Annotated in this window: 26 protein-coding genes and 1 pseudogene; 14 read left to right on the forward strand and 13 right to left on the reverse strand. The window is 61.6% G+C overall.

From position 1 onward, the window contains the following. Window positions 1-64 precede the first annotated feature (64 nt). The 4 genes from AB4O35_RS15645 to AB4O35_RS15660 all read right to left on the reverse strand — a co-directional run bounded on the left by AB4O35_RS15645 (window position 65) and on the right by AB4O35_RS15660 (window position 2,742). On the reverse strand, window positions 65-688 hold the full coding sequence (locus tag AB4O35_RS15645; protein ID WP_065874637.1) for an NUDIX hydrolase: 624 nt from the start codon (window positions 686-688) through the stop codon (window positions 65-67). 3 nt (window positions 689-691) lie between these two features. Further along, window positions 692-1,138, reverse strand: a complete 447-nt coding sequence (locus AB4O35_RS15650; RefSeq protein ID WP_065874638.1) for a GNAT family N-acetyltransferase — start codon at window positions 1,136-1,138, stop codon at window positions 692-694. Between the two features lie 92 nt (window positions 1,139-1,230). Next, the gene (gene queD, locus AB4O35_RS15655) at window positions 1,231-1,587 is read right to left on the reverse strand and encodes a 6-carboxytetrahydropterin synthase QueD (RefSeq protein ID WP_019692825.1); all 357 of its coding nucleotides are present in this window, start codon (window positions 1,585-1,587) and stop codon (window positions 1,231-1,233) included. 75 nt (window positions 1,588-1,662) lie between these two features. Beyond that, complete coding sequence (locus AB4O35_RS15660) at window positions 1,663-2,742, reverse strand: hypothetical protein (protein WP_065880019.1); 1,080 nt, start codon at window positions 2,740-2,742, stop codon at window positions 1,663-1,665. Window positions 2,743-2,900: 158 nt separating this feature from the next. On the opposite strand from AB4O35_RS15660, the gene AB4O35_RS15665 reads away from it, so the two are divergent. From AB4O35_RS15665 to AB4O35_RS15680, 4 genes are read left to right on the forward strand one after another with little or no spacing between them, the layout of a single operon-like run. Further along, complete coding sequence (locus AB4O35_RS15665; RefSeq protein ID WP_065874640.1) at window positions 2,901-3,203, forward strand: PepSY domain-containing protein; 303 nt, start codon at window positions 2,901-2,903, stop codon at window positions 3,201-3,203. Further along, window positions 3,203-3,514: a PepSY domain-containing protein gene (locus AB4O35_RS15670; protein WP_065874641.1), complete on the forward strand. Its 312-nt coding sequence runs from the start codon at window positions 3,203-3,205 to the stop codon at window positions 3,512-3,514. Before AB4O35_RS15665 ends, AB4O35_RS15670 begins: the two co-directional genes overlap by 1 nt. After that, a complete protein-coding gene (locus tag AB4O35_RS15675) occupies window positions 3,514-4,182 on the forward strand; it encodes a response regulator transcription factor (RefSeq protein ID WP_460149076.1) in 669 nt (222 codons plus the stop codon). Before AB4O35_RS15670 ends, AB4O35_RS15675 begins: the two co-directional genes overlap by 1 nt. Beyond that, window positions 4,179-5,492 carry a sensor histidine kinase gene (locus AB4O35_RS15680; protein ID WP_065910717.1) on the forward strand — a complete coding sequence of 438 codons (1,314 nt, stop codon included), beginning with the start codon at window positions 4,179-4,181 and terminating at the stop codon, window positions 5,490-5,492. The genes AB4O35_RS15675 and AB4O35_RS15680 overlap by 4 nt, the downstream gene beginning before the upstream one ends. Before the next feature lie 87 nt (window positions 5,493-5,579). Here AB4O35_RS15680 and AB4O35_RS15685 read toward each other — a convergent pair whose 3' ends face one another. Next, on the reverse strand, window positions 5,580-7,727 hold the full coding sequence (locus AB4O35_RS15685) for a methyl-accepting chemotaxis protein (protein WP_065872388.1): 2,148 nt from the start codon (window positions 7,725-7,727) through the stop codon (window positions 5,580-5,582). Between the two features lie 239 nt (window positions 7,728-7,966). Here AB4O35_RS15685 and AB4O35_RS15690 point away from each other — a divergent pair, with 239 nt between their 5' ends. From AB4O35_RS15690 to AB4O35_RS15700, 3 genes and pseudogenes are all read left to right on the forward strand, one after another. Continuing rightward, window positions 7,967-9,286 (forward strand): Na+/H+ antiporter family protein, encoded by a 1,320-nt coding sequence (locus AB4O35_RS15690; RefSeq protein WP_175403022.1) that lies wholly within the window; start codon window positions 7,967-7,969, stop codon window positions 9,284-9,286. 72 nt (window positions 9,287-9,358) lie between these two features. Next, window positions 9,359-10,180 (forward strand): annotated as a pseudogene (locus AB4O35_RS15695) (cache domain-containing protein); the annotation flags it as partial. A 102-nt stretch (window positions 10,181-10,282) separates the two neighbouring features. Further along, window positions 10,283-11,038: a methyl-accepting chemotaxis protein gene (locus AB4O35_RS15700; protein ID WP_371915020.1), complete on the forward strand. Its 756-nt coding sequence runs from the start codon at window positions 10,283-10,285 to the stop codon at window positions 11,036-11,038. A gap of 145 nt (window positions 11,039-11,183) precedes the next feature. Here AB4O35_RS15700 and trhP read toward each other — a convergent pair whose 3' ends face one another. Then, a complete protein-coding gene (gene trhP / locus AB4O35_RS15705) occupies window positions 11,184-12,506 on the reverse strand; it encodes a prephenate-dependent tRNA uridine(34) hydroxylase TrhP (RefSeq protein WP_065945894.1) in 1,323 nt (440 codons plus the stop codon). Window positions 12,507-12,743: 237 nt separating this feature from the next. Between trhP and AB4O35_RS15710 the strand changes: the two genes are divergently transcribed. After that, window positions 12,744-13,952 (forward strand): cytochrome c biogenesis protein DipZ, encoded by a 1,209-nt coding sequence (locus tag AB4O35_RS15710; RefSeq protein WP_065872384.1) that lies wholly within the window; start codon window positions 12,744-12,746, stop codon window positions 13,950-13,952. Between the two features lie 103 nt (window positions 13,953-14,055). Then, complete coding sequence (locus AB4O35_RS15715) at window positions 14,056-15,123, forward strand: AI-2E family transporter (RefSeq protein ID WP_065872383.1); 1,068 nt, start codon at window positions 14,056-14,058, stop codon at window positions 15,121-15,123. 3 nt (window positions 15,124-15,126) lie between these two features. Here AB4O35_RS15715 and AB4O35_RS15720 read toward each other — a convergent pair whose 3' ends face one another. The 3 genes from AB4O35_RS15720 to AB4O35_RS15730 form a co-directional block, all read right to left on the reverse strand. Beyond that, complete coding sequence (locus AB4O35_RS15720) at window positions 15,127-15,309, reverse strand: hypothetical protein (RefSeq protein WP_065872382.1); 183 nt, start codon at window positions 15,307-15,309, stop codon at window positions 15,127-15,129. A 90-nt stretch (window positions 15,310-15,399) separates the two neighbouring features. Next, window positions 15,400-15,594, reverse strand: a complete 195-nt coding sequence (locus AB4O35_RS15725) for a hypothetical protein (RefSeq protein ID WP_010211349.1) — start codon at window positions 15,592-15,594, stop codon at window positions 15,400-15,402. 225 nt (window positions 15,595-15,819) lie between these two features. After that, window positions 15,820-16,194 (reverse strand): hypothetical protein, encoded by a 375-nt coding sequence (locus AB4O35_RS15730; protein WP_065872381.1) that lies wholly within the window; start codon window positions 16,192-16,194, stop codon window positions 15,820-15,822. 155 nt (window positions 16,195-16,349) lie between these two features. Here AB4O35_RS15730 and AB4O35_RS15735 point away from each other — a divergent pair, with 155 nt between their 5' ends. The 3 genes from AB4O35_RS15735 (at window position 16,350) to AB4O35_RS15745 (ending at window position 20,294) form a co-directional block, all read left to right on the forward strand. Next, window positions 16,350-17,168 (forward strand): shikimate 5-dehydrogenase, encoded by an 819-nt coding sequence (locus tag AB4O35_RS15735; RefSeq protein WP_065889220.1) that lies wholly within the window; start codon window positions 16,350-16,352, stop codon window positions 17,166-17,168. Window positions 17,169-17,263: 95 nt separating this feature from the next. Continuing rightward, window positions 17,264-18,409: a nitric oxide-sensing protein NosP gene (nosP, locus tag AB4O35_RS15740; RefSeq protein ID WP_065872379.1), complete on the forward strand. Its 1,146-nt coding sequence runs from the start codon at window positions 17,264-17,266 to the stop codon at window positions 18,407-18,409. Then, window positions 18,351-20,294: a PAS domain-containing hybrid sensor histidine kinase/response regulator gene (locus AB4O35_RS15745; RefSeq protein ID WP_065872378.1), complete on the forward strand. Its 1,944-nt coding sequence runs from the start codon at window positions 18,351-18,353 to the stop codon at window positions 20,292-20,294. Before nosP ends, AB4O35_RS15745 begins: the two co-directional genes overlap by 59 nt. Window positions 20,295-20,424: 130 nt before the next feature. On the opposite strand, the gene AB4O35_RS15750 is transcribed toward AB4O35_RS15745, so the two are convergent. Together AB4O35_RS15750 and AB4O35_RS15755 are read right to left on the reverse strand one after the other, a co-directional pair. Then, window positions 20,425-21,090 carry a response regulator transcription factor gene (locus AB4O35_RS15750; RefSeq protein WP_065872377.1) on the reverse strand — a complete coding sequence of 222 codons (666 nt, stop codon included), beginning with the start codon at window positions 21,088-21,090 and terminating at the stop codon, window positions 20,425-20,427. Between the two features lie 27 nt (window positions 21,091-21,117). Beyond that, window positions 21,118-21,657 carry a PQQ-dependent catabolism-associated CXXCW motif protein gene (locus tag AB4O35_RS15755; protein WP_065880011.1) on the reverse strand — a complete coding sequence of 180 codons (540 nt, stop codon included), beginning with the start codon at window positions 21,655-21,657 and terminating at the stop codon, window positions 21,118-21,120. Window positions 21,658-21,812: 155 nt separating this feature from the next. On the opposite strand from AB4O35_RS15755, the gene AB4O35_RS15760 reads away from it, so the two are divergent. After that, on the forward strand, window positions 21,813-22,439 hold the full coding sequence (locus AB4O35_RS15760) for a response regulator (protein WP_065872375.1): 627 nt from the start codon (window positions 21,813-21,815) through the stop codon (window positions 22,437-22,439). A gap of 140 nt (window positions 22,440-22,579) precedes the next feature. Here the strand turns inward: AB4O35_RS15760 and AB4O35_RS15765 are convergent, their stop codons facing one another. Continuing rightward, window positions 22,580-23,227 carry a pentapeptide repeat-containing protein gene (locus AB4O35_RS15765; protein ID WP_065945895.1) on the reverse strand — a complete coding sequence of 216 codons (648 nt, stop codon included), beginning with the start codon at window positions 23,225-23,227 and terminating at the stop codon, window positions 22,580-22,582. Window positions 23,228-23,361: 134 nt separating this feature from the next. Continuing rightward, window positions 23,362-25,254 (reverse strand): quinoprotein ethanol dehydrogenase, encoded by a 1,893-nt coding sequence (exaA, locus tag AB4O35_RS15770; RefSeq protein WP_083207129.1) that lies wholly within the window; start codon window positions 25,252-25,254, stop codon window positions 23,362-23,364. Window positions 25,255-25,508: 254 nt separating this feature from the next. On the opposite strand from exaA, the gene pedF reads away from it, so the two are divergent. Beyond that, window positions 25,509-25,970 carry a cytochrome c-550 PedF gene (gene pedF / locus AB4O35_RS15775; RefSeq protein ID WP_065872372.1) on the forward strand — a complete coding sequence of 154 codons (462 nt, stop codon included), beginning with the start codon at window positions 25,509-25,511 and terminating at the stop codon, window positions 25,968-25,970. The last annotated feature ends 2 nt before the right edge of the window (window positions 25,971-25,972 follow it).

A 25,972-nucleotide genomic window follows, 5' to 3' on the forward strand; every position in this document is an offset into this window, starting at 1 on the left:
CAGCAAGGAATGGTCGCAGTGCCCAGTCGGGCACGAAAGCAGTGCAGCAGTGATACAAAGTGGATCAGTCAAACAGCGTCTGAGTCGTCTCGCCGCGATGGAAGGCAAAGGCGGCCTCCAGATCACTTTCGATGGTGCGCCCACGGGACAGCGGCGGCAGTGCACCGAGGCGGAAAAAGCCCACGTCAGTGGTTTCGAACCCTGCCATCGGTGCCGACTGATCCACCGATTCACACAGGAAGTACAGCTTGTAGAAATCCCGCACATCCGGTCGATACAAGCCTTTGGCCTTGTGCGTCACGCTGTACAGTGCCCTGGCGGTTACCGTCAGCCCGGCTTCCTCGCGAATCTCTTTGACGATGTTTTCGGCTGCCGACAAGCCGATATCCGCATACCCACCCGGCAACGCCCAGCAGCCATCGGTCAACTCCCGCACCAACAAAATCCGGTCGCCTTCGATAACCGCACCGCGCACGTCAATCATTGGCGTCGAATAACGCTGGGCAAAATCTGTGACCAGCCCGCAGATACGTTCCAACGGGACATTGCCCAATTGCGCCAGCATGCTGTGGGCAATCTCGGCAATTTCTTCCAGGCGCTCGCGCTCGAAATCATCAGTGCAAAAGTGCAGCCCCGTGGACGCCAGCGCCTGCAAGCGTTTGGCTTGGGCCAGCCAGATGTTTTCCATGGGTTACTCCTGGAGAGGCTTGGTCATGTACACGCGCCGCAGGCCGTGTTCCTCGGCGCGATGGGTTTCAACATAGCCGCGGCGATGGTAGAGCGCGATGTTCTCGGTCATGGCTTCATTGGTGTACAGGCGGATCACAGCGAAACCTGCGTCGATCGCCTGCTGTTCGGCAAAATCCAACAGCAACCGCCCGAAACCCAGGCCCTGGGTCTCAGGGGCGACGGCCAGGTTATCCAGCAACAGCGCGCCGTCGGCCTCCAGCAGGACAATAAAGCCCTGGACTTGCCGGGCGTTTTCCAGCACGTGCACGCCGCCGGCTTCCACCCGTTGGCGATAATCCTCGAGCATCGGCCCGGGCTTACGGCCGATCCGTGCGATATACGGCGAGTAAGCTGCCTGGACGATGGCCTCGATGGCTGCAACATCATGGACAGTGGCGGGGCGCATCATTGCCGCGTGCTCCTTGTGGCAGGGAAGCCACGACTGTAAGGGAGGCAGGCACAAAAAAACCACCGCGTGGGTGGTTTTTTCATATCGCAGGCTTACTCGCCGTGATAAATGCAGCCGCTGGTGCAGGTCTCGTGGATGCGAATCGCACTGAGCTCAGGCAGCAAGGGTTTCAGCTCATTCCAGATCCACTTGGCGAGCACTTCGCTGGTCGGGTTTTCCAGGCCAGGGATGTCATTCAAGTAGTTGTGGTCGAGGCGTTCATAGAGCGGCTTGAAAATCGCCTTGATCTCCGAGAAGTCGCGAATCCAGCCGGTATGGGGATCCAGGTCGCCGCTCAGGTGGATCGCCACCTTGAACGAATGCCCATGCAGGCGCCCGCATTTGTGGCCTTCCGGTACGTGGGGCAGGCGGTGGGCGGATTCGAATGTAAATTCCTTGAAGATTTCCACAGTGTTTTCAGCTCGGTCGGTGTCTGGCAGGCGGCGAGTTTAACAGCTTGATCCCTTGCCGCGCATACCGCTTGGTCATAGCGCCAGTAAGTGCTCGCCCAATTTGCCGTTATCCGCCAGCTCAAGAAACTCATCCCCCAACCGCCGGCTTTCGCTCATCGCGGTCTGCCAATATCTGTTGCGGCTCGGGTCGTCGCCCATAAAGCGCTTGAAGTCGCTGCGGTCCGGCAGTTTGCCGTGGGGCAGGCGGGCGAGGTAGTCCTTGGACGGCGCCAGCAGCAACACGTCCTGCAAACCCTGTGGATTGCTGCGCCGCCACGGCAGGCCTTTGTCGAACCAGCCGGGAATGACCCGGTCAGTAAAGTGCGGGTACAGCACAATGTCATCGCCTTGATAAGGCAGGTCGAGGTGGTAGTCGAGCAGGCCGCCGTCGCGGTAGGTGCCGGCGCCCGCGCCGGGCAGGTCGCGTACGCCTTGCATCACCATGGGAATCGAGCCCGACGCCAGCAGCGCCTGGCGCAGGTTGCCCAATTCCAGGGCGAGGAAGCGTGACGGGAAATCCTTCAACGGATGCACTGGCGGCGCCTGGCGCGGGTCGTGGATGATCAGCCGTTCGAAGTGCCGCGACAGCCGTGCGCGGCCACGCAAATTATCGGCAATCACCGACGACAGGCCCAGCCCGAGGCGCCCACGGTGATCATCGGCAAGCAGTCCGTGGCTCTTGACCACCATGATGTTGAGGCGATAGTTGGGGTTTTCCAACACCTGCGCATCGCGGCCGGCCAGCAGGTCGTCGAGCATGCGCTGGCAGCTCTGGCTGACCGCAGCCATGGTCACGCCTTTGGCAAAGCTTTGTTCGTTATACAGGCGCCCGAGGTCCAGCAGACCTTGCACCGGGTCCGGCAGGCACGCACTGGCAAACCGCCAGGAGCCGATGGACGCGCCGATCAGCGCGCGTTCCCGTGGTGCACGCGGCAACCAATCGCCAAACAGCGCCAGGTCCAGGCCTTGGATACCCAGCGCCTTGGGGCCGCCGGCCGCGCCAGGCAGGATGCCAACGTCGGCAGGCGCCAGGCCCTGTTCGCGAATGCGCGCAAAGGCGCGTTTACCGGCCTTTAAGGTCAGGGCGGAAAACTTGATGTGAATCGCTGTCATACCGGTCTCTGTGGAAGCGAGCAGGGTTGTATAGGAAATCTCGCACAATAACTGGGGAAGGAGGATGTCGGAAATTGCCATGGTGGCAATTCAGTTTCAATTAAGTTGCTACAGGTACGGTGGCCGACGTAGGAAAAATCTTGAAACGGAGACTCCCCATGAAGCGCCTTACAGGGCTGGTCGCCGCCGGTATCATCGCCTTCACGGCGATCCAGGCCCAAGCCGTGGACCCCGACAAACCACTGAAAGTGCCTGCCACTGTTACAATTATCGCCTTTGATCAATTGGAAGCCACGGCCCTGGCCTTGCACCCGGGTTCAACACTGCTGGATACCGACCTGGACGAGGAATACGGCAAGTATCTTTACCAAGTTGAACTGGAGGATACCGACGGCATCGAGTGGGAGGTTGAATTGGACGCGCTCACCGGGCAGGTTCTCAAGAATCATCAGGAAACGTAATGAAGGTAAATTTATACGCCGGCAGTCGAATGGCGTTGCTGCTCCTGGTTTTTTGCTCAAGCCTGGCAGCCCGCGATCTTGATCAGGACGAGGCCTTGGTCCTGCGCCAGAACGGCGTGATCCTGCCGCTGGAGCAGTTGCTGGAACAGGCCATGGCGCGTCATCCGGGTTCGCGCCTGCTGGAGGCCGAGCTTGAGAAAAAGCACGGTAAATATGCCTATGAAGTGGAACTGGTCACCGCCGAAGGCGTGGTGCGTGAGATCAAGTTGGATGCATCCACGGGTGCGCTGATCAAAGACGAGGAAGACTGATGCGCCTGCTTTTGGTGGAAGACAACGTACCTCTGGCCGATGAACTGTTGGCCGGCTTGCAGCGCCAGGGCTATGCCGTCGATTGGCTGGCTGATGGCCGCGATGCTGTGTACCAGGGACGCAGCGAACCCTATGACCTGATCATCCTCGACCTTGGCCTGCCCGGTTTGCCTGGGCTTGAAGTACTCGCGCAATGGCGCGCCGCCGCGCTGGCCGTCCCGGTACTGATTCTCACCGCGCGCGACTCCTGGGCCGAGCGCATCGAAGGGCTCAAGGCTGGCGCCGACGATTACCTGAGTAAACCGTTCCATCCCGAGGAACTGCACCTGCGCATCCAGGCACTGCTGCGCCGCTCCCATGGGCAGACCAACCAGCCCACCCTGCAGGCGGCCGGCCTGCACTTGGATGAAGGGCGTCAGTGCGTGTTGCGTGATGGCGCAGAGATCCAGCTGACCGCCGCCGAATTCCGCCTGTTGCGCTACTTCATGCTGCATCCCGAGCAAATCCTGTCGAAAAGCCACCTGGCCGAGCATTTGTATGATGGCGAAACCGAGCGCGACTCCAATGTGCTGGAAGTCCACGTCAACCACCTACGCCGCAAGTTGGGGCGCAGCGTGATCGAAACCCGGCGCGGCCAGGGTTACCGGTTTGGCGCCATCGCCGAATGAGGTCGATCCAGCGGCGCCTGAGCCTGGGCCTGGTCAGCGTGATGGTGATTGTCGGCGTTGCGTTGGCGCAAACCAGTCTGTGGTTGTTTGAAACGGGTTTGCAGCGCTACCTGGAGGCGGGGCTGCGCAACGACAGTGAGAGCCTGCTGGTGGCGCTGGTACGCGGCCCGGATGGCTTGCAACTGCATGAAAAGCGCTTGTCGCCAGCGTATCAACGGCCGTTTTCCGGGCACTATTTCCGGATTGATTTCGCCGATACGCACTGGCGCTCCCGCTCGCTGTGGGACCAGGACCTGCCGCAACTGCCCGAGGCCGGCCTCAAGGGCAACCTGCAACTGGGGCCGGAAGGTCAGCAACTGTTGGTGTTGCGCGAGGACTACAAACGCTTCGGGCAGTCGATTTCCATCAGCGTGGCCCAGGACTACACGCCGGTGCGGGAAAGCTTTCGCCTGATGCGTCAGATCGGTCTGGTGCTGGGGCTGGCGGCGCTGCTGCTGGTGTTGATCCTGCAACGGCTCACCGTGCGCCGCGCCTTGCGACCCTTGGAAACCGCGCGTAACCAGATTGCTCAACTGCAACAGGGCCAGCGTTCGCAACTCGACACCCAGGTGCCACTGGAGCTGGAGCCGCTGGTGGCGCAGATCAACCACTTGCTGGCCCACACCGAAGACAGCCTCAAGCGTTCGCGCAATGCCTTGGGCAACCTCGGACACGCCCTCAAGACCCCGCTGGCGGTACTGTTGAGCGCGGCGTCAAGCGAAGCGCTGAAGGATCACCCTGAACTGAGCAAGCTGCTGCGTGATCAGTTGGAACACGTGCAGCAACGTCTCAACCGTGAACTCAACCGCGCGCGCCTGGCCGGTGAAACCTTGCCGGGTGCGTTGTTCGACTGTGACAAGGAATTGCCGGGCCTGCTCGCCACCTTGAACATGATCCACGGGGAGCACCTGGACCTGAGCTATCACGCCGCGCCCGGGCTGCAACTGCCCTGGGACCGTGAAGACCTGCTGGAGCTGCTGGGCAATCTGTTGGATAACGCCTGCAAATGGGCGGATGCCGAGGTGCGCCTGACCGTCACAGAGACTGCGCACAGCTACGTGCTGGCGGTGGAAGACGACGGTCCCGGTATCCCCGAAACCCAGCGCGATCAAGTCTTCAGCCGCGGTGCACGACTGGATGAACAGATTGATGGGCATGGCCTGGGATTGGGCATCGTGCGGGATATCGTCGAGGTGTGGGGCGGGGTGTTGCAGTTGCAGGAAAGTGCGTTGGGCGGTTTGAAAGTAACGATTGAGTTGCCCAAGCGTTAGTGCTGACACACTACCTATCAAAATGTGGGAGCCGGGCAAGCCCGGCTCCCACAGAAAAGCGCTCTCACATGGGTTCTATTTCGCCCTTTAAACGCGGAACTGATCCATCAACCCCTGCTGCTGATTCGCCAGGCTATTCAACGCCTGGCTCACCCGCGCCGATTCATTCGCCTGTTCCGACAGCGATTCGGTCACATCGCGAATCGTCGCCACATTGCTGTTGATTTCCTCGGCCACCGCGCTTTGCTCTTCGGCGGCGCTGGCGATTTGCAGGTTCATGTCGCTGATCACCGTGACGGCCTCGCCGATCTGGCGCAGGGCGGTCACCGCCTCGCCAACTTGTTCGACGCTGCCCTGGGCCTGGCGATAGCTGTTGCCCATGGCGCTGACGACCTCTTCGGTGCCGCCTTGCAATTGCTCGATGACCTGGCGGGTTTCTTCGACCGACTCCTGGGTGCGTCGCGCCAGGTTGCGCACTTCATCAGCCACCACCGCAAAGCCACGTCCAGCCTCACCGGCGCGGGCTGCTTCGATGGCGGCGTTGAGCGCCAACAGGTTGGTCTGTTCGGCAATACCGCGAATCACTTCCAGCACCGAACCGATTTTTTCACTATTGGCAGCCAGGCCTTCGACCTGGTTCATGGCCGTGCTCATATCCGCCGCCAACTCCCCGATATTGCGGGTGGTGCGGTCGATTACTGTGAGGCCGTCGCGGGTCGCCTGGTCGGCATCGCGTGCAGCTTGGGCCGCCTGCGCAGCGCTGCGCGCCACATCCTGGGCGGTGGCACTCATTTCGTGGGACGCGGTGGCCACCTGGTCGACCTGACGATATTGCTGTTCCATGCCGGCACTGGTTTGCGTAGCAATCGCGGCGGACTGGTCGGCGGTGCCACGGGCGTCCTGCACCGAGCGCTTCACCTCGGCGATAATCGGTTGCAGCTTGTCCAGGAAGCGGTTGAACCAGCCGGCCAGTTGGCCCAGCTCGTCCTGCTTGTCGTAGGCCAGGCGGCGGGTCAGGTCGCCTTCGCCGCTGGCAATGTCTTCGAGCATCTGCGCCACGCCGAGGATCGGCCGGGTCACGCTGCGTGCCATCAGCCACACCAGGATCAGGCCGACCACCGCCGCCAGCAGGCCCAGGCCCAGTTCCAGCAGGGTGCCGCGCGTGTTATCGGCGTCCAGTTGCGCCTTGAGCGCTTCGGCCGGGCCTACCAGGACTTTTTCCGGCACATCCAGCAACACGCCCCACGGCTTGCCATCCGGGATCGGCGCGAACGGCGCCAGCACCTTGAGTTGGTGGTCGCTACGCAGGCTGCGGATGTGGGTGCTGCCAGACAGGGCGCTGATCAATTGCGCGCCGTTGGCGCTGTCGACCTGGTCCAGGCGCTGACTGAGCTTGCTGGCGTCCGGGCTGTGGCCGGCGAGCAAACCTGTAGGGCTGAGGATGCTGACCTGGGTCTGGCCGTCATACAGCTTGTGGCTGGCCTGTTGGCTCACGGCCTGCAGGCTGTTGAGGTTGATGTCGACCGATAACGAGGCGATGACTTTGCCATCGACCATCAATGGGAAAACGATGCTGGTCATCAGCACGTTTTGCCCGTCGATCACATAAAAGTAGGGTTCGATCACGCACGGCTTGAGGGTGGTGCGCGGGCAGGTGAACCAGGCGTTGGCCTTTTCACCGCTGGGGCCGACGCTGGCGTCGGTCATGTCGCTTTCCGGCAAGGCCATTGAGGTCAGCTTGCCGGGTGTCGGCTGCGACCAGTACAGGGCGAAGCGGCCTTTGTCGTTACTGCCCAACTCGGCTTGGCCGGCGAACAACTCATCCTTGCCATCCAGGGCATTGGCTTCGAACACCAGGGACAAACCGAGCAAGTCCGGGTTGGCCTGCAACGCGGCCCTGACCTGGCGGGTCAGGTCTTCGCGGGTGTCGAAGGCGTCGAGAAAGCGTTTTTCCGCCTGTTCGCGCAAGAACAGCACCTGACGGGAAAAACCATGGCCGTACTGATAGGCGTCCATGAACTGCTGCCGAATACCCAGCGCCTGCACTTCGCCTTGGGCTTCGATGCGCGCTTGGGCGGCTTCATCCAGCATCTGCATGCTGGACGCCTTGACCTGCTGCGAACTCTGCTCCATGCGATACAGCGACAGACCCACCAGCAGGGTCACGATTCCCAGCAGGCACAGGCCGGCGAGCAGGGTGATTTTCCATTGAATGGAGAGCTGCCTAAGCGACATCGGTACATCCTTACCTGAAAACACATAGAGCCCGGTTATCGGCTGATTTCACATTTTCTTAATTCAAACGATCAATTTAACCCTGAAAGCGGCGCCGCTTTTTGACATGCGCGCCCACCTGCTGCAAAGTGCGCGCCCTCTAATAAGACCTCCTTCAAGCCTGTACGCCGGCTGCCGCCCGATGGCCGCCCGGGCGCAGGCATGCCTGTTGTTTACGTTTTTTGCTTGAGGTAACCATGATTAACGCAGTTATTGCCGCGGTCGGCACCATGCTGGTGCTCAGCCTGTCCCGCGTGCATGTGGTCATCGCCATCATTGTGGGCGCGCTGGTGGGCGGCCTTAGCGGTGGGCTGGGCATCGAGGCCACGCTCACGGCCTTCAACGGCGGTTTGGGCGGTGGTGCCACCGTGGCCTTGTCCTACGCCTTGCTCGGCGCTTTCGCGGTGGCGATTGCCAAGTCTGGCTTGGCCCATGCCTTGGCCGACAAGGCGCTGCTGCTGGTGGACCGCCAGGAAGCCAGCGGTGGCAGTCACGTCAAATGGCTATTGATCGGCCTGCTGTGGGTGGTGGCGATTGCCTCGCAGAACATCCTGCCGATCCACATTGCGTTTATCCCGTTGCTGGTGCCGCCGCTGTTGTATGTGCTGACCAAGCTGCAACTGGACCGCCGCCTGATCGCCTGCGTGATGACCTTCGGCCTGATCACGCCCTACATGTTCCTGCCGGTGGGCTTTGGCAATATCTTCCTCAACCAGATCCTGCTGGCCAACGTGGCCAAGAGCGGCGTGGACATCAGCCAGGTCAACGTCACCCACGCCATGAGCCTGCCGGCCCTGGGCATGGTGGTTGGCCTGCTGGTGGCGGTGTTTATCAGCTACCGCAAAAAGCGTGTGTACGACCTGGAAAAAATCGAGCGCGTCGAGCAGGTAGCGGTGCAGTACAACCCGTTGACCCTGCTGGTGGCCGGCGTGGCGATTGCCTCGGCGTTCATCATCCAGCTGTGGCTGGACTCGATGATCATCGGCGCGCTGGCCGGCTTCCTGATTTTCTCGGTGTCGGGCATCGTGCGCTGGCGCGATACCGATGACCTGTTCACCGAAGGCATGAAGATGATGGCGATGATCGGCTTCATCATGATTGCCGCGTCGGGGTTTGCCGAAGTGCTCAAGGCCACGGGCGATGTGCGCTCGCTGGTGGAAACGTCGGCGGCGTTCATCGGCCACAGCCGTGGCGTTGGGGCATTGCTGATGTTGCTGGTGGGGCTGCTGGTGACCATGGGCATCGGTTCGTCGTTCTCCACCGTGCCGATTCTGGCTGCGATCTTTGTGCCGCTGTGTGTGCAACTGGGCTTCAGCCCGGTCGCCATTGTGTGCATCGTCGGCACGGCGGGTGCCTTGGGTGACGCCGGCTCACCGGCCTCGGACTCCACCCTCGGCCCGACCTCCGGCCTGAATATCGACGGCCAGCACCACCATATCTGGGACACCGTGGTGCCGACCTTCCTGCACTACAACCTGCCATTGCTGGCGTTTGGCTGGCTGGCGGCGATGACCCTCTGACCGGATCGTCCTACAGAAACTCGACCATTGGCCGTTAACCTCTCAAGTCGTCACTAATAAGAGAGAAAAGCCATGCGTCTGAGCCTGAAGGCCAAAGTCCTGTCCCTCGCCGTAGTGCCGGTGTTGCTGTTTGCGGTGGTCATCAGCCTGACCACCGTGTGGATCCTGCAGGGGCAGGCGCGCAACGAGGTGGATGAAACCCGCCAACGCCTGCTCAACGACGCCAAGGCCACCCTGCAAAGTTATGTTGAAGTGGCCATGAGCACCGTCAAGCCGCTCTACGACGCGGCCGCGCCCGGTGATACCGCCGCGCGCGCAGAGGTGGTCAAGTTGCTCTCCAATACCAGCTACGGCAAGGACGGCTACTTCTTCGGCTACGACTCCGAGACCATCCGCCTGTTCAAGGGCAACAGCCCAGACGGCGTGGGCAAGAGCTTCAAGGACAACCGCGACCCCAACGGCGTCTACGTCAACCGCGACCTGGTCAAGGTCGGCAAGGACGGCACCCACTACCTGCAATACAGCTCGACTCAACCGGGGCAGACCGAACTCGTGCCCAAGATGGGCTACACCGAATACCTGCCCAAATGGGACATGGTCATCGGTACCTCGGTAAACCTGGACGGCATCGAAGCCCAGGTTGCGGTGGTCGAGGCCAAGGTGCAGAAACGCATGGAAGGCGTGTTGTTGAGTATCCTCGGCCTGGCGGTGGTGGTGCTGCTGGTGATCGCCGTCGTGGGTATGGTGGTGGCCAATACCATCCTGCGTCCGCTGAACTTGATGAAAGCCAACCTCGACGACATCGCTGCCGGCGAAGGCGACTTGACCCGCCGTTTGGCCATCACCAGCCAGGACGAGCTGGGCGATCTGGCCGGCGCGTTCAACCGTTTTGTCGACAAGATCCACGGGCTGGTGCGCCAGATCACCGAGATGACCAGCCAACTCACCGGCCTGGTCAGCCAGGTCTCCGACCAGGCCCAGCGCTCCGAACAGGCCATGGAACGCCAGCGCCACGAGACCGACCAGGTGGCGACCGCGATCAACCAGATGTCGTCCGCTGCGCAAGAAGTGGCGCGCAGTGCCCAGGGCGCCTCGGTGGCTGCCCAGCAAACCGATGCCGAAGGCCAGGCCGCCAAGCGCGTGGTGGACGGCAGCATCGCGCAGATCCATGCGCTGGTGAACGACATCCGTAGCAGCGGCGTGTCCCTCGACAGCTTGCAGCAGGACGTGTCCTCCATCGTCAGTGTGCTCAGCGTAATCCGCTCCATCGCCGAACAGACCAACTTGCTGGCGCTCAACGCGGCAATCGAAGCGGCACGGGCAGGGGAGGCCGGGCGTGGTTTTGCCGTGGTCGCCGATGAAGTGCGCGCCCTGGCCAGCCGCACCCAGACCAGCACCCAGGAAATCCAGAGCATGATCGACCGCCTGCAAAAAGGCACCGAAGCCGCCGTGGAGGCCATGCGCCGTTCCAGCGATGCCGGCGACGGCACTTCGGCCCAGGCCAACGAAGCCGGCGCGTCGCTGGACACCATGGCCCAGTTGATCGGCACCATCAATTCGATGAACGCCCAGATCGCCAGCGCCGCCGAAGAGCAGACGGCCGTGGCCGAAGAGATCAACCGCAGCGTGCATCAGATTGCCGTGGCGGTGGACAGCGTGGCCGACGAGACCCAACTGGGCGCTCAGACCTCACGTAGCCTGGCGGATTTGGGTCAGCGGTTGGGGCAATTGGTCGGCCAGTTCAAAATCTGACCCCTTCGTAGCAGCTGTCGAGCTTAAGCGAGGCTGCGTCAGCGGCGCGCCTGACACTCCGCAAACGCAGCCTCGCTTAAGCTCGACAGCTGCTACGCAAGCTGACACCACCCATGCTCGGTGGTGTTAAGCCGGTATCCAGCGGCTACGAGACATCACGCATCAGCAAGCCAAAGCGCACCTCCATCTCCGCCGGGACCGGTACATACACCGTGTGCCCATCTCCCGGCGCCACCTCGACAGCCTCGCCCTGGCTGTTGTGCATCCTCTCCAGATCAAAGTGAAAATTGCCGGCCGGGGTCATCAATTCCAGGTGATCGCCCACCGCAAAGCGGTTCTTCACCTTGACCTCGGCCAACTCGCCCCTACGCTCGCCGGTCAGTTCTCCGACGAATTGCTGGCGCTCCGACACCGAGCTGCCGTTCTGGTAGTTCTGGTACTCATCGTGCACATGGCGGCGCAGGAAACCCTCGGTGTAGCCGCGTTGGGCCAGGGATTCGAGGTCGTTCATCAGGCTGCGGTCGAAGGCGCGACCGGCCACCGCATCATCGATTGCCCGGCGATACACCTGGGTGGTGCGCGCGCAATAGAAGTGGGACTTGGTGCGGCCCTCGATCTTCAGCGAATGCACGCCCATGTGGGCCAGGCGCTCCACGTGCTGCACCGCGCGCAGGTCCTTGGCGTTCATGATGTAGGTGCCGTGCTCGTCTTCGAAGGCGGGCATCTGCTCATCGGGGCGGTTGGCCTCTTGCAGCAGGAACACCTGGTCGGTTGGTGTGCCAATGCCCAGGGTCGGTTCCGGTTGAAACACCTGGACGATATCGCCCGTGGCGTTTTCCACTGCTGGCGTGGCCTGGTATTTCCAGCGGCACGCGTTGGTGCAGGTGCCCTGGTTGGCATCGCGCTTGTTCATATAACCCGAGAGCAGGCAGCGCCCTGAATACGCCATGCACAAAGCGCCGTGCACAAACACTTCCAATTCCATGTCCGGCACTTGCTGGCGAATCTCGCCGATCTCTTCCAGGGACAGTTCCCGCGACAGGATCACCCGGCAGATCCCTTGCTGCCGCCAGAACTCTACGCTGGCCCAGTTCACGGTATTGGCCTGCACAGACAGATGGATCGGCATCGATGGGAAGTGTCGGCGCACCAGCATGATCAACCCGGGGTCGGACATGATCAGCGCATCCGGGCCCATGGCGATCACCGGGGCCAGGTCCTTGAGGAAGGTCTTCAACTTGGCGTTGTGCGGCGCGATGTTCACCACCACGTAGAAACGTTTGCCCAGCGCGTGGGCTTCCTTGATGCCGAGAGCCAGGTTGGCGTGGTCGAACTCGTTGTTGCGCACGCGCAGGCTGTAGCGCGGCTGGCCGGCGTAGACCGCATCGGCGCCGTAGGCGAAGGCGTAGCGCATGTTTTTCAGGGTGCCGGCAGGGGCGAGCAGTTCGGGGGCGAGGATGGGAGGCATGGGCACGGGTCGCAAAAGGTCGCGAAGGTAGCCGAGCGGTCACGACGGTTTATTGATCCAGGTCGTCGTTTGGGCTTTTTGTATCGCTGTGTATCGACAGGCGCTGTTGATACGTATCGATTTGCCCGCGCGGGTTCTCGACACAGGCGCGATACCTCAGGGGCATTTAATTGACTCCAACGAGGCACACACCGCCTCCACTCCTGAAACCTGGCGTCAATCCATAAGGTGAACATCATGCTGATTATCGCGTTCCTGGGCGGCATCCTGACCGTCCTCAGCCCTTGCATCCTGCCAGTGGTGCCGTTCCTTTTCGCCGGCGTTGACCGCACTCGCCGTTCGGTCCTGCTGACCCTTGGTGGCATGGTCCTAACCTTCGCGTTGATATCCAGCCTGGCCGTGGTCAGCAGTGAGTGGGTGGTGCAGGCCAATGACACCGGTCGCCATGTGGCACTGGTCGTGATGGTGCTGTTTGCGCTGTCGTTGATCTCGGCGCGGGTCGGCAGCTGGCTGGCACGCCCGTTTTTACGGTTGGGCAACCACATCGATCCCGACAGCCGCACACTGTCCGGGCCACTTAAATCGCTGTTGATCGGCGTCGCCACCGGCCTGCTGTGGGCGCCGTGCGCCGGGCCTATCCTGGGGGTGATCCTGACCGGTGCGATGCTGCAAGGCGCCAGCGCGCAAACCAGCTTGCTGCTGGTGGCGTACGGCCTGGGCAGCGCGTTGTCCCTGGGCACCTTGCTGTTTGCCGGACGCGGCCTGGTCAATCGGCTCAAGCGCTCGATTCCCGTCACCGGCTGGCTGCGCCGTGGGGCTGGGGTGGCGGTACTGGCGGCGGCGGTGGTGATCTCAACCGGTACCGACAAAACCTTGCTGGCCGGTACCTCATCCGAAGGTGTCAGCAGGCTGGAAAAAGGCGTGCTGGAAAGCGTCCCCAAGGCGGTCGATTACGTGGTGAGCAAGATCAAGGCCGAGCCGGCGCCGAGTGAAGAACAGGGCGCCATGCCATCGCTGGCCGGTGCGGTCGAATGGCTCAACTCGCCGGAACTGACTTCGCAGGCTCTAGAAGGCAAGGTGGTGCTGGTGGATTTCTGGACCTACGACTGCATCAACTGCCAGCACACCCTGCCCTACGTGAAAGCGTGGGCAAAAAAGTACGAGAAGGACGGTTTGGTGGTGATCGGCGTACATACCCCGGAATACGGCTATGAACGCATCATCGGCAACGTCAAGGACCAGGTGCGCAAGCTGGGCATCACTTACCCTGTGGCCATCGACAACAACTACGCGATCTGGCGCAACTTTGAGAACCAATACTGGCCCGCCCATTACTTGATCGACGCCAAGGGGCAGGTGCGTTACACGCATTTTGGCGAAGGCCGCTATGAGGCCCAGGAGCAGATGATCCAGGCGCTGTTGAAGGAGGCCAAAGCCCTTCAGTGAGGCGGTCTATGCTTGTTCGATAACCGAGGGCACTCCCAGGTTTCGCTGCGGACTAAGCAACAGGGCCTACACGAGGCCACTGCTTTTCTGACATGGACCGGACATGAATCAAACCAACCTGCAATTCAAAACCCTGCTATTGCTGCTGGTCCTGGTGACCATTGCCTTTATCTGGATATTGCTGCCGTTTTACGGCGCGGTGTTCTGGGCGGTGATCCTTGGCATTATCTTTGCCCCGATGCAGCGCCGCCTGCAGCAACGCTTTGGCTGGAACCGCAACCTCACGTCCCTGGCCACCTTGAGTGCCTGCTTGATCATTGCGATCCTGCCGGTGATCTTCACCAGCGCCTTGCTGGTGCAAGAGGGCGCGACGCTCTATAAAAACGTCGAAAGCGGTAAGTTGGACGTGGCGGGGTATATCGAGCAGTTCAAAAACGTGCTGCCGCCGTATTTCCAGCACCTGCTCGACCGCTTCGGCATGGGCAACCTGGAAGGCTTGCGCGAAAATATCGTCAAGAGCGCGATGCAGGGCAGCCAGTTCTTTGCGACCCAGGCGTTCAGCTTCGGCCAGGGCACGTTTGATTTCCTGGTGAGTTTTTTCATCATGCTGTATTTGCTGTATTTCCTGCTGCGCGACGGCCCGGAGCTGGTGCGCAAGGTGCGCACGGCGGTGCCGTTGGCCGAGCCGCAGAAGCGCCGGTTGCAGCTCAAGTTCAATCGGGTGGTGCGTGCCACGGTCAAGGGCAATGTGCTGGTGGCCGTGACCCAGGGTGCGCTGGGCGGGTTGATCTTCTGGTTCCTCGATATCCCGAGTGCGTTGCTCTGGGCGGTATTGATGGCGTTTCTGTCATTGTTGCCGGCGGTGGGCGCGGGGATTGTGTGGGGGCCGGTGGCCGCTTACTTCCTGTTGAGCGGCTCGATCTGGCAGGGCGTGGTGCTGGCGCTGTTTGGCGTGTTTGTGATTGGTTTGGTGGACAACGTGCTGCGCCCGATCCTGGTGGGCAAGGACACCAAAATGCCGGACTACCTGATCCTGATCTCGACCCTGGGCGGGCTGTCGGTGTTTGGCTTGAACGGCTTTGTGATCGGGCCGCTGGTGGCGGCGCTGTTCATGTCCAGCTGGGCGTTGTTTGTGGAAAGCAAGCCGCGGGTCAAGTTGCCATTACCCTGAGCCTCAGGCGTGCAACCTGAAGGTCGAGGCGTGTTGCAGCTGTTTTTCGGCGGCGGACAAGGACGTGAGCGGGCCGCTGATGGCTTCGCCATCGCGTACTACGTACCAGCAGGCGAGCAAGCCCAGCTCTCGAAGAGGGGCGGGGACGGCGCTGCCGATGACGGACATGATCTGAACAGTGGGCATAAGGACCTCCAATCGCTATGGAGGTCACCTTACGGGGCTGGGCGGCGTAGGAAAAATCAACTGTCTCGATAGTCGACATCAACGCGAGCGTCAGTCCACCACCTGATCAAGCATGTTCACCACTTCCTGCTCACTGAGCAGACCCTTGCGCACCAGGTTTTCTGCCAGCAGTGCGAGGAATTTGGCGCTGCGGTGGCCTTCCAGGTGCTTGAGCTCGGTGAGGGCGCTGTACACCTTGCTGGACGTGCAGAGGCCAGCGGTGCGGTGTGGGTTTTGCGTAGGCATGGTCAGTCGTCCTTGTTGTTATTGGGTGGACAGGCTCGATAGTGGGAGTGTGTCGTGACACAAACATGACAGCGTGAGGCCCGGTCGAGCAAGTAGACATTGGTGTTGATGATGTGCGATTACGCGGCGGGCATTGTCCTCGGAGCGACCTTTGCAGGATGAATCCAGACTTTTCAGGCAAAAAAAAGGCCCCGCAACCTGCGAGGCCCGTTTCAGCGGGATCAATTACCAGCCGCGGCCGTAGTAGCCGTGGGGAGGGCCGTAGCCGCCGCGCGGTGGGCCGTAATAGCCACGCGGTGGACCGTAATACACCGGCGCCGGGCGGTAGTAGACCTGTTGTTGCACATACACCGGTGGCGGCGGTGCGTAGTAGACCGGCGGCGGCGCGGCATACACCGGCTGCGGTTGCACATACACCGGCTGCTGCACATAGACCTCACGTGGCTGGCTGGCAACCACGGAGCCCACGACTGCTGCGCCGACCAGGGCACCCAATACGGCCGGGCCACCCCAACCACCACCGTGGGCGGAGGCTTGGCCTGCCATCGCGAGTGCGCCAACAAGCAAGGCGATCTTGGGGATTGTACGAATCATGGTCATTCCTCGGTTAGCCCCTGCGCTTGTGGTCTGCAATCAATAGACTCAAGTAATGTCGCGGGGATACTTTTAAGACAACGTATTTCTGAAAAACAGCACAGCCGCTAGGTAAAGGTTGTGTAAGGTCTGTATCGAATCGCTTACTCAAGGAGTTACCCATGCAGATGCACCCCAACAAGGACACTCGGCTGTGCATGTCACTGTCGGCGCGCCCCGGGAATTTTGGCCTGCGTTTTCATAACCACCTGTACGAACAGTTGGGTCTGAACTTCTACTATAAAGCCTTCAGCAGCCAGGATTTGCCCGGTGCGATCGGTGGTATCCGCGCGTTGAACATCCGTGGTTGCGGGGTTTCCATGCCGTTCAAGGAGGCCGCCATTGCCTTAGTGGACGAACTCGACGATTCAGTTCAAGCCATCGACTCGCTGAACACCATCGTCAACACCGATGGGCATCTCAAGGCCTACAACACCGATTACATCGCCATCGAGCAACTGCTGAAACAGCACGCCGTGCCGCAGTCATCCACATTCGCCCTGCGTGGCAGCGGCGGCATGGCCAAGGCCGTGGCCAGTGCCTTGCGCGATGGCGGCTACGCGAATGGCGTAATAGTGGCGCGTAACCAAGCCGCAGGCCGCGCCTTGGCGCAGAACCTGGGCTATGAGTGGTTGCCCGAGCTAGGGGGCTTGCGCCCGCAGATGCTGATTAACGTGACACCTATCGGCATGACCGGTGGGCCTGAGGCGCACGCCCTGGCGTTTGATGCTGAAGCCGTGGATGCTGCCGAAACGGTGTTCGATGTGGTAGCGATCCCCTCTGAAACCCCATTGATCGTGCGCGGCCGTGCCAAAGGCAAACGGGTAATTACCGGCTTGGAAGTGATCGCGATCCAGGCGTTGGAGCAATTTGTGCTCTATACCGGTGTGCGTCCGACCCCAGAGCAATTCGAGAAAGCCGTGGTATTTGCGCGTGCCTGAAACCTCATCCCATCGCATCCCCCACCCAGTACCCAAGTAGCATAGGTCTCCCCCCTGGCCCTTCGTACACTTGTGTCTCAGAGGGGGAGCCAACGATGCACAACAGTGAAGGCGTAGTCAGTGCCATGTCCCAGGCCACCGATGCCGGGCAGGCCGCCGAAGAGCTGGCGCGGCAACTGTTGCATCCGTACCTGGGTTTCGTGCTGTTTTTCTGCTCTGCCTCCTATGATTTGCAGGCCCTGGGCCACGCGCTGCAACAGTGCTTCGGCAGCGTGCGCGTGGTCGGCTGTACTAGCGCCGGCGAGATCACGTCCCAAGGCTATGGCCGCAACTGCATCACGGCGGTGGGCTTCAACCACGCGCACTTTTCCATCGCCACTGAGCTGATTGACCAGGTGGAACACTTCAGCCTGATCAACGCCCAGGACATGGTCGAACGCCTGGTCGGCGGTTGCCGCAGCAATACGCTGGCGCCGATCAAGGGCAACACCTTCGCCCTGACCCTGCTCGATGGCCTGTCCAGCCGAGAAGAAATGGTGCTCGCGGCCCTCAGCGCCGCGTTGGGCGATATCCCGCACTTTGGCGGTTCGGCGGGTGACGACAACTTCCTCACGCACACCCATGTCTACTTCAACGGCGTGTTCCACAGCGGCGCAGCGGTGGTGGTACTGGTCAATACCTGGCTGGATTTCGAGGTGTTCACCACCCACCACATCCTGCCGCGCTCGGAAAAGCTGGTGGTCACCGGCGCAGACAGCCCGTCGCGACGGGTCTTCGAACTCAACGCCGAGCCTGCCGCCGAAGAATACGCGCGGCATATCGGTGTGGCCGTGGCCAACCTCGACCATCGCACCTTCGCCGCGCACCCGCTGGCGGTGCGCATCCACGACCAGTACTACGTGCGCGCGATCCAGCAGGTGCACGAAGACCTGAGCCTGAGTTTCTACTGCGCGGTGGAAAACGGCATCGTCCTGACCGCGATGAAGCCCGGCCCGATCCTGCCGAACCTGCAAACCCTGTTCGACGGCCTGCAGTCGCGCCTTGGCGACCTGCTGCTGACCATTGGCTGCGACTGTTTCCTGCGGCGCCTGGAACTGGAAGACAACGGCACCCTCGAGCAGATCGGCAGCTATCTGAGCGACCAGCGGGTGATGGGCTTCAACACCTACGGAGAACAGTTCAATGGCATGCACATCAACCAGACCTTCACCGGGGTCGCCATTGCCCGAGGCCGACGCTGACCTGCTCGCCCAGGTGGCGCGACTGCAACAGGACAACCACAAGCTGGCGCGGATCAATGCGGCGCTGATCGAGCGCATCGAGTCCGGCATGACCCAGGGCAACAACCCCTACACCACCTTCCAGCATTCGGTGGTATTGGCCGAGCAAGTACGCGAACGCACTGATGCGCTGAACCAGGCGATGGCTGAACTCAAGGCCAGCAACCACCTGCTGATCAACGCCCGGCTGCGCGCCGAAGCCCTGCGCGGCGAACAGGCTGCGGCGCAAAAGGCCCAGGAAAGCGAACGCTGGATCCGCCTGATCACCGACAACGTGCCGGCGCTGATCGGCTACCTGAACGCTGAGCTGGTCTATGAATTCACCAATAAAGTCTATGAAGAATGGTACTGCTGGCCGCGCGGCATGATGCTCGGCCAGAGCCTGCGCGAAGTGCACAGCGAGCAGCATTGCCAGCGCCTGGATGCCTACGTCGCCCGCGCCCTGGCGGGGGAAAGCGTGACGTTCGAATTCGCCGAAACCAACATCAACAACCAGGAGCGCTACATGCTGCGCTCCTATGTGCCGAACCTGTTGGCCAGTGGCGAAGTGGTGGGGATCTTCGTATTGATCCGCGACATCACCGAACGCCGTCGCACCGCTGAGGCCTTGCACCAGGCCTACCAGCACCTGGAGCAACGCGTGGCCCAGCGCACCTCGGAACTCACCTCGCTCAACGACCAGTTGCTCAAGGAAATCGACGAGCGCCGGCGCATGGAAACCCGCTTGCGCGAAGCCAAGCGGGAGGCCGAACAAGCCAACCTGTCGAAAACCAAATTCCTCGCCGCCGTCAGCCATGACCTGCTGCAACCGCTGAACGCCGCGCGCCTGTTTACCAGCGCATTGCTCGAACGCCCCAGCGAAACCCTGGTGCGCAACGTCAGCAATTCCCTGGAAGACGTGGAAAACCTGCTCGGCACCCTGGTGGATATTTCCAAGCTGGATGCCGGGGTGATCAAGGCCGATATCGCGCCGTTTGCCCTCAGTGAGTTGCTGGACAACCTCGCCGTCGAATACACCGAACTGGCCCGTGCCGAGGGGCTGGCGCTGCACTTTATCGGCTGCTCGGCGCTGGTGCGCAGCGATATCCAGCTGCTGGCGCGGATCCTGCGCAACCTGCTGAGCAATGCGATCCGCTACACCTACAAGGGCCGCGTGGTGCTGGGTTGCCGACGCCAGCATCAGCGCGTGTTGATTCAGGTATGGGACAGCGGCATGGGCATTGCCGAAGAGCGTCTGGAGGAGATTTTCCAGGAGTTCAAGCGCGGCGACGTGCAGCGCCCCGACCAGGATCGCGGGTTGGGCCTGGGCCTGGCCATCGTGGAAAAGATCGCCGGGATTCTCGGCCATCGCATCAGCGTCAAATCCTGGCCGGGTAAAGGCTCGATGTTTTCGGTAGAGGTGCCGTTGAGCGCCACCGCGCCCAAGTCCTTGCCGGCGCCGTGCATGAGCGAGCCGATGCTCGAACGCTTGCAGGGCGCGCGCGTGTGGGTGCTGGATAACGACGCGGCGATTTGCGCGGGCATGCGCACGTTGCTCGAAGGCTGGGGCTGCCGGGTGGTCACCGCGCTGTCGGAGCAGGACCTGGCGCGACAGGTAGACAACTACCATGCCGAGGCGGACTTGCTGATTGCCGATTACCACCTCGACAACGACCAGAACGGCGTTGACGCGGTGGCCCGCATCAACGCGCGACGGGGCCGAGCGATACCGGCGATGATGATTACTGCCAATTACAGCAATGAGTTGAAACAGCAGATTCGTGAACTGGGGCATACGTTGATGCATAAGCCGGTGCGGCCGATGAAGCTGAAGACCGCGATGAGTCATCTACTCAGTCGGCCCTGACACAGGCAATCTAAATGTGGGAGCGGGCTTGCTCGCGAATGGGGTGTATCAGACAGCACATCTGATACTGATGCACCGCATTCGCGAGCAAGCCCGCTCCCACATTTGGTTTTGTGTTCTGTCTGGAGGTTCAGCGCCGCAGGTAGGAGCCGAAATCAATATCCCCGGCACTGAGTATCGCCTGCACCCGATTATGCACATTCAACTTGCGCAGGATCGCCGACACATGCGCCTTCACCGTGGTCTCGGCAATCTCCAGGGTGTACGCAATCTGCTTGTTCGACTCGCCCTTGGTCATCCGTTCCAACACCAGCAGTTGCTTGCGCGTCAGCGCCTGCAACAGTTCCGGGGCGAAACCGGGGTTGTCGTTCATGCGCCGTTGCCCGGTGTTTTTCTGGGAGCGGATGATGTCCGGCGGCAGGTACACGTTGCCGTTGAGAATCTGCTGGATCGCCTCGGTCATTTGCAGGCGTGGCGAGGACTTGGTGATAAACCCCACGGCGCCATACGTGATGGCTTGCAGCACGATTTGCTTGTCCTGTTCGGCCGAGACAATCACCACCGGGATGGTCGGTGACTCGTTGCGCAGGTTGATCAAACCGTTGAGGCCGTGCATGCCGGGCATGTTCAAATCCAGCAGGATCAGGTCGAGGTCGTCGTGTTCCTGGGTCAGGGCGAGGGCACTCTCCAGGTCGGCGGTTTCCATCACCTCGCTGCCGGGAAAGCCGTCGCTGATAACGTTGTGGATCGCCTCGCGAAACAGCGGGTGATCGTCGGCAATCAAAATTTTGTACATGGCCGTTCACCTTCTTGTTGTGGTTTTTTATTCAAAGGGTTCGGGTGTCGCAGCCATCACTGGCAGGTTTGCCGCTTCCCATGCATCCAAGCCATCGCGATACCAGTACACAGAGGTATAGCCCAGCTCGGCGGCTCGTTTTACCGCGTTCCAACTCAGCCAGCAATCGGAGCGGCAGTAGAACACCAGCGGGCGTGCCAGGTTGCCGCCGGTGAACTTGTACAGATGTCGCACGAGATAGCCTTGCCATTCCGGTGAGAGGTCACCGTCGCCGGTGTTGGCCAGCCAGTGGCTGCCGGGCAGGTTGGCGTGGGGCTGGTCTTCGATGAAACGGCCTTGCAGCCACTGGCGCCGGTACACGTCGATCAGAACCGGTGCGGGCGTCTGGTTGAGCAGGGCTTGCAGGGCCGGGGTGTCGACGATGGTCGCACCGGGCAGTTGATCGGGCGTAGGACTGCGGTACAGGCTGATGCGGTAGCCGTCGGCGGAAAACAGGGGTGGGTCGGCGTGTACGTGCGTGATGAACAGGCACAACAGGGCCGCTAGGGGCAGTCGAACGGGCAGCATGGTGGGTCCAGTCGTTATCGTTATGCACCTATTACACGCCAGTCCCGCTGCCTTGGGAATGCGACGATAGACAGCAAAACCAGTACCAAAGTAGTAGGTCGCGGCGCGGCGCGGGGTTCTAGCATGGGACGAGAGCCGCTGCCATTGGAGGCATTATGAATATCCTGTTGGTCGATGATCACGCCGTGGTCCGCCTGGGCTATGCCGGGCTGTTGCGCAGCGGCCTGCCGGGCGTGGTGGTGCGTGACGCGGCCAGTGGCGAAGAAGCCCTGGCGCGCGTGCATGAGGCGGTGCCCAACCTTGTGATCATCGGCTTCGGCCTGCCGGGCATCAGCGGCCTGGAAACCACCCGCCGCCTGCGCCAGCGCTTGCCGCAGTTGCGCGTGCTGTTTTTCAGCCAGCACGCCGAGTTGCCCCTGGTGCGCCAGGCTCTGGAGGCGGGCGCATCGGGCTACCTGACCAAAAGCGCGTCGCCTGCGGTGATGCTGGATGCGGTAGAGCGCATCCTCGACGGTCACACCTATATCGAACAGGACCTGGCGACCCAACTGGCCTATCACCCCACAGACCGCCGTTTGCAGAGCATGACCCAGCGCGAACTGGAGATTTTCCTGATGCTCGCCAGAGGTACCCCGGCCCGCTCGATTGCGGCCCAGCTGAGTATCAGCAGCAAGACCGTGTCCAATTACCTGACCTTGCTCAAGAGCAAGCTGCAGGTGAGTTCCCATGCTGAGTTGGTGCATTTGGGGATCGATATGGGGGTGGTGCGGGTGGCGGGATGACAGTGGCGACGCAAATCCCCTGTGGAAGCGGGCTTGCTCGCGAATGCAGTGTGTCAGTCACCCAATCCATTACTGATCCACCGCATTCGCGAGCAAGTCGAATCGTCGCACCGCCGTTCCCACATTTGGATTGCGTTGTCTCAGCGATCCCAAGTTGTGGGGCAGTCCGTGCAGCCCTCCATATGCGCATCCTGAAAGTTCGCATAGTGCTGGCGACTCCCCGTGAGCGTGGCCTTCTCCAGGTTGCTTTCACCGAACTTGGCCTCCTGCAGATTGGCATCACTGAGGTCCGCGCCTTGCAGGTCGGCCTTGCTCAACCACGTCATTTCCAGGTCAGCCGCACGCAGGTTGGCCTTGTGCATCTTCGCCCCTGACAACCGTGCAAATTGCAGGTAGGCCGCGCTGAGGTTGGCGTTTTCGAATTGCGCGCCCTGGGCAAACATCCCCCAGCCTTGCACGGCCATCAACGTGGCACCGGTAAAGTCGGCCAGGCGCAGATTGGCTTGCTGCAGGCTGGCGCGGGTCAGGTTGGCGCCTTGCAGTTGGGCTTTTTCCAGGTTGGCGAGGTCCAGGTTGGCGTGGCGCAAATCCGCATCGCGCAAATCGGCACCGGCCAGGTTCATTTTGCTCAGGTTCTGGTTGCGCAGGTTGGCGCCCTTGAGGTTGGCGCCGGGGCACTGGCTGTGTTCGGCGATGGTGCAACCGTTGATGATCAGGGGGGCGTCGTCGCCGTCGTCGGCATGGGCGAAGGGTAGGGACAGTAGCAGTAATAAAGGCAGGTAGTTCATCTCGAAACCTCTTCAAACAGGCTCCCGGCCGTAGCAGCTGTCGAGCCCCGGCGAGGCTGCGTTGGCGGCGTGCCTGACACACCGCGGACGCAGCCTCGCTGGGGCTCGACAGCTGCCACGACGGGGATAGGGGGTTATTTCTGGGCGGTCTTGTTATCCCAACTCGGGATCTTGAACACCCAGAACGATCCACCCTGTGCCACCGGCTTGGTCAGCTCGGCCATGTCGCCGCCCCACAGCGGCACCGCGCCGCCATAGCCGACCGTCACGCCGACGTACTGCTCGCCATCCTGTTCCCAGGTGATCGGCGGCGAGACGATGCCGCTGCCGGTCTGGAACTTCCACAGTTCCTTGCCGGTTTTTGCGTCGAAAGCCTTGAAGAAACCGTCGCCGGTCCCGGTGAACACCAGGTTGCCCTTGGTCGCCAGCACGCCGGCCCACAGCGGCAGGGCTTCCTTGTGTTCCCACACCACCTTGCCGGTGGTCGGGTTCATCGCACGCAGGGTGCCAACGTGGTCGTCATACATACGCTTGATGCGAAAGCCCATCCCAAGGTAAGCCGAGCCTTTCTTGTAGTTGACCTCTTCGGTCCAGTACTCCTCTTTCCACTGATTGCCCGGGATGTAGAACAGGCCGGTGTCCTGGCTGTAGGCCATGGGATTCCAGTTTTTGCCACCAAGGAACGGCGGCGAGACTTCCACCGGCTTGCCCTTGGTTTCACCGGGCAATGGCTTGGCCGGACGCTGGCCTTCGTTCTCCACGGGGCGGCCGGTCTTCAGGTCGATGTGGCTGGCCCAAGTGATGTTGTCGACAAACGGGAAGGCGTTCTGCAGCTTGCCGTTGTTGCGGTCCACCACATAGAAGAAGCCGTTGCGGTCAGCGTGGCCGGTGGCCTTGATGACCTTGCCGTCCTTGTCCTTGTAGTCGAACAGCACCAGTTCGTTGTTGCCGGAGAAGTCCCAGGCATCGTTCGGCGTGTGCTGGTAGAACCACTTCACTTCGCCTGTGCTGGGGTCGACGCCGACCTGGCCCGAGGTGTAGAGGCTGTCGAAATCGTGGGGGTTGCCGTCCTTGGAGGTGCGCGCCCAGGTGTTCCATGGGCCAGGGTTGCCGGCACCGACGATGATGGTGTTGGTCTCGGCATCAAAGCTCGCGCTCTGCCAAGGCGCGCCGCCGCCGTGGCTCCAGGCCTCGACTTTGCCGGTTTCGGTGGTCGGGTCATCTGGCCACGAAGGAGCCTTGACGTCGCCGGTCGGGGTGCTGTCCTTGCCGTTCAGGCGGCCCATATGGCCTTCCACGAACGGACGCATCCAGACCTCTTCGCCGGTGTCCGGGTCGCGCGCAAACAACTGGCCGACCACGCCAAATTCATCGCCGGAGCTGCCGTGGATCAGCAGCACCTTGCCGCTGACCTTGTCTTTGACCAGCACCGGGGCGCCGGTCATGGTGTAGCCGGCGGCGTGGTCACCAAACTTCTTGTTCCACACCACTTTGCCGGTGTTTTTGTCGAGGGCAATCAGGCGCGCGTCGAGGGTGCCGAAGTAGATCTTATCGCCAAAGATCGCCGCGCCACGGTTGACCACGTCACAGCACGGGCGAATGTTGTCGGGCAGGCGGTGGTTGTAGGTCCACAGGCGCTTGCCGGTCTTCGCATCAAGGGCGAACACACGGGAATACGAGCCGGTGACGTAGACCACGCCGTCATTGACGATGGCCTGGGATTCCTGGCCGCGTTGCTTCTCGTCGCCGAACGAGTAGGACCAGGCCGGGGTGAGCTTGAACACGTTCTTGTCGTTGACCTGGGCCAGGGGGCTCCAGCGTTGGGCGTTGGTGCCCATGCCGTATTGCAGCACGTCCTTGGTCGTCAGGTGGTCGTTGGCGATGTCTTCCCAGGTGACGTTGTGGGTTGGCTTCGCAGGTTCGGCGGCAGCAGAGCTTGCAGCACTGAGGGACAGGCTGCCCACCAGCAGAAAGGCTTGCACGGCAAGGCTTAGGGGTGAGCGGGCGGGTAGCGATCTTATTGTCATGGTTGCAGTTCCCAGTGGAGGTTTTGGCCTGCACAGGTTGCTGCCTGGACGGGTTGGCGAATACGGAAAAAGTCCCGGTGTTGCCGGGACAATTTCCCGAACCGCCTCTGATTTAGCAGTGCCCCACAAGGCCTGCTACCAACGGATGAGAACCCGCCCACCAAAGCAGCATTCGGGTGCTGCCGGGCGCTTCCTAAGATGGTTGCCATAGCCTCTGCCAAGAGGTTTTGCGTGCACTCCTGAGGGAAAAAATAATGACAACAAAACGCAACGCCTTGCTGACCGCCTGCCTCCTTACCGCTGCGATAGGTGCCGGTTCCGCCTGGGCCCACGGCAACGTGACCCCAACGGCCGTGGAAACCAAAGGCCTCACCCCGATCAAGGAGGCCGGCGTGCCGCTGGACGCCGATGGCTGGGCCGCGACCAACCCGTATCGCACCTCCCCAGAGCATGACAAGGCCGTCGAAGTCGGTGCCTCGGCGTACAACCAGAACTGCGCGGCGTGCCATGGCCTGGAAGCCAAGTCCGGCGGGATCGCCCCCGACCTGCGCATGCTGGATGCCGGTGACGCCGGGGATGAATGGTTTGTCGAGCGGGTCCGCCACGGCGCCGTGCGCGATGGCCGGGTGTACATGCCGAAGATGGCTGACTACCTGAGCCAGGAAGCCCTGTGGGCGGTGCGCACCTACCTCGACAGCGTGCACGTCGAGGAGTAAGC

The sequence above is a fragment of the Pseudomonas sp. H1_A03 genome, assembly GCF_054685145.1.

Bases quoted from the DNA above. Each gene is read 5' to 3' on its own strand.
- AB4O35_RS15750 (WP_065872377.1), bottom strand. From the start codon at position 21,090: ATGTACAAAATTTTGATTGCCGACGATCACCCGCTGTTTCGCGAGGCG.
- AB4O35_RS15675 (WP_460149076.1), top strand. From the start codon at position 3,514: ATGCGCCTGCTTTTGGTGGAAGACAACGTACCTCTGGCCGATGAACTG.
- AB4O35_RS15730 (WP_065872381.1), bottom strand. From the start codon at position 16,194: ATGACCATGATTCGTACAATCCCCAAGATCGCCTTGCTTGTTGGCGCA.
- AB4O35_RS15720 (WP_065872382.1), bottom strand. From the start codon at position 15,309: ATGCCCACTGTTCAGATCATGTCCGTCATCGGCAGCGCCGTCCCCGCC.
- AB4O35_RS15660 (WP_065880019.1), bottom strand. From the start codon at position 2,742: ATGACAGCGATTCACATCAAGTTTTCCGCCCTGACCTTAAAGGCCGGT.
- AB4O35_RS15710 (WP_065872384.1), top strand. From the start codon at position 12,744: ATGCTGATTATCGCGTTCCTGGGCGGCATCCTGACCGTCCTCAGCCCT.
- AB4O35_RS15735 (WP_065889220.1), top strand. From the start codon at position 16,350: ATGCAGATGCACCCCAACAAGGACACTCGGCTGTGCATGTCACTGTCG.
- AB4O35_RS15765 (WP_065945895.1), bottom strand. From the start codon at position 23,227: ATGAACTACCTGCCTTTATTACTGCTACTGTCCCTACCCTTCGCCCAT.
- AB4O35_RS15670 (WP_065874641.1), top strand. From the start codon at position 3,203: ATGAAGGTAAATTTATACGCCGGCAGTCGAATGGCGTTGCTGCTCCTG.
- AB4O35_RS15665 (WP_065874640.1), top strand. From the start codon at position 2,901: ATGAAGCGCCTTACAGGGCTGGTCGCCGCCGGTATCATCGCCTTCACG.
- AB4O35_RS15715 (WP_065872383.1), top strand. From the start codon at position 14,056: ATGAATCAAACCAACCTGCAATTCAAAACCCTGCTATTGCTGCTGGTC.
- exaA (WP_083207129.1), bottom strand. From the start codon at position 25,254: ATGACAATAAGATCGCTACCCGCCCGCTCACCCCTAAGCCTTGCCGTG.
- nosP (WP_065872379.1), top strand. From the start codon at position 17,264: ATGCACAACAGTGAAGGCGTAGTCAGTGCCATGTCCCAGGCCACCGAT.
- AB4O35_RS15725 (WP_010211349.1), bottom strand. From the start codon at position 15,594: ATGCCTACGCAAAACCCACACCGCACCGCTGGCCTCTGCACGTCCAGC.
- AB4O35_RS15745 (WP_065872378.1), top strand. From the start codon at position 18,351: ATGGCATGCACATCAACCAGACCTTCACCGGGGTCGCCATTGCCCGAG.
- trhP (WP_065945894.1), bottom strand. From the start codon at position 12,506: ATGCCTCCCATCCTCGCCCCCGAACTGCTCGCCCCTGCCGGCACCCTG.
- AB4O35_RS15645 (WP_065874637.1), bottom strand. From the start codon at position 688: ATGGAAAACATCTGGCTGGCCCAAGCCAAACGCTTGCAGGCGCTGGCG.
- AB4O35_RS15680 (WP_065910717.1), top strand. From the start codon at position 4,179: ATGAGGTCGATCCAGCGGCGCCTGAGCCTGGGCCTGGTCAGCGTGATG.
- AB4O35_RS15685 (WP_065872388.1), bottom strand. From the start codon at position 7,727: ATGTCGCTTAGGCAGCTCTCCATTCAATGGAAAATCACCCTGCTCGCC.
- AB4O35_RS15650 (WP_065874638.1), bottom strand. From the start codon at position 1,138: ATGATGCGCCCCGCCACTGTCCATGATGTTGCAGCCATCGAGGCCATC.
- AB4O35_RS15700 (WP_371915020.1), top strand. From the start codon at position 10,283: ATGGAACGCCAGCGCCACGAGACCGACCAGGTGGCGACCGCGATCAAC.
- AB4O35_RS15755 (WP_065880011.1), bottom strand. From the start codon at position 21,657: ATGCTGCCCGTTCGACTGCCCCTAGCGGCCCTGTTGTGCCTGTTCATC.
- AB4O35_RS15760 (WP_065872375.1), top strand. From the start codon at position 21,813: ATGAATATCCTGTTGGTCGATGATCACGCCGTGGTCCGCCTGGGCTAT.
- pedF (WP_065872372.1), top strand. From the start codon at position 25,509: ATGACAACAAAACGCAACGCCTTGCTGACCGCCTGCCTCCTTACCGCT.